Here is a 508-nt window from a genome sequence, read left to right as displayed (position 1 = left end):
CTCAACGAGTGAACACGTAATTCATTACGAAGTTTAATTCATTGAGCATCAAACTTTTAAATTGAAGAGTTTGATCATGGCTCAGATTGAACGCTGGCGGCAGGCCTAACACATGCAAGTCGAACGGTAGCACAGAGAGCTTGCTCTCGGGTGACGAGTGGCGGACGGGTGAGTAATGTCTGGGAAACTGCCTGATGGAGGGGGATAACTACTGGAAACGGTAGCTAATACCGCATAACGTCGCAAGACCAAAGAGGGGGACCTTCGGGCCTCTTGCCATCAGATGTGCCCAGATGGGATTAGCTAGTAGGTGGGGTAACGGCTCACCTAGGCGACGATCCCTAGCTGGTCTGAGAGGATGACCAGCCACACTGGAACTGAGACACGGTCCAGACTCCTACGGGAGGCAGCAGTGGGGAATATTGCACAATGGGCGCAAGCCTGATGCAGCCATGCCGCGTGTATGAAGAAGGCCTTCGGGTTGTAAAGTACTTTCAGCGGGGAGGAA

General features: G+C 52.6%; 1 rRNA gene. It reads left to right on the top strand.

Annotation, left to right across the window (positions count from 1 at the left end):
- Positions 1–58: 58 nt before the first annotated feature.
- A 16S ribosomal RNA gene (locus AAIG26_RS23665) occupies positions 59–508 on the top strand; the annotation flags it as partial.

It is taken from the genome of Kosakonia sp. PSU_27 (assembly GCF_039409795.1).
Classification (GTDB): Bacteria; Pseudomonadota; Gammaproteobacteria; order Enterobacterales; family Enterobacteriaceae; genus Kosakonia.
Note: the sequence above shows the minus strand (reverse complement) of the source record. Positions and strands in the feature narration are given on the sequence as shown.